Raw genomic sequence first — 522 nt, 5'->3', positions numbered from 1 at the left:
AATGTCGATACCATGTTCATCGTCACCTCGTGCAATGAGGATTTTAATTTGGCCCGGTTGGAACGGTATCTGGTGCTCGTGAACGAGGCGGGGATCAATGCAGTGATCCTCCTGACAAAGGTGGACCAGGTGGACGATGCAGAGTTCTATCGTGCGCAAGCCGGGGTGTTGCAGCGCGATCTGCCCGTCGTCGCGCTGAATGCAACGGCCCCCGACGCCGCCGACAGATTGTCGCCGTGGTGCGGACCCGGCCAGACTGTGGCCCTCACCGGCTCATCCGGTGTCGGCAAGTCGACGCTCCTGAACAATCTGGCCGGCAAGGCGCCCGCTGAAGCCCAGTTGATCGGGAGTATCCGTAAAGGTGACGCCAAGGGGCGCCATACGACCACAGCGCGCACGCTCCATGCCATCGCCGGGGGAGTGTGTGTGATCGACACGCCGGGGATGCGAAGCCTGCATGTCAGCGATGCCGGCGCCGGTCTGGACATGCTCTTCGCCGAGATCACGGAGTTGGCCCCTAAG

1 protein-coding gene is annotated in these 522 nt (G+C 62.3%); it reads left to right on the top strand.

Features of this window, described 5'->3' with window-relative positions; translation table 11 throughout:
- Positions 1 to 12 precede the first annotated feature (12 nt).
- Positions 13 to 522, top strand: a 510-nt coding sequence (gene rsgA / locus IM708_RS21200; protein ID WP_245243377.1) for a GTPase RsgA, incomplete at its 3' end; no start/stop codon positions are given.

Source organism: Pararhodobacter sp. SW119, from assembly GCF_017811755.1.
Taxonomy (GTDB): domain Bacteria; phylum Pseudomonadota; class Alphaproteobacteria; order Rhodobacterales; family Rhodobacteraceae; genus Pararhodobacter.
Note: the sequence above shows the minus strand (reverse complement) of the source record. Positions and strands in the feature narration are given on the sequence as shown.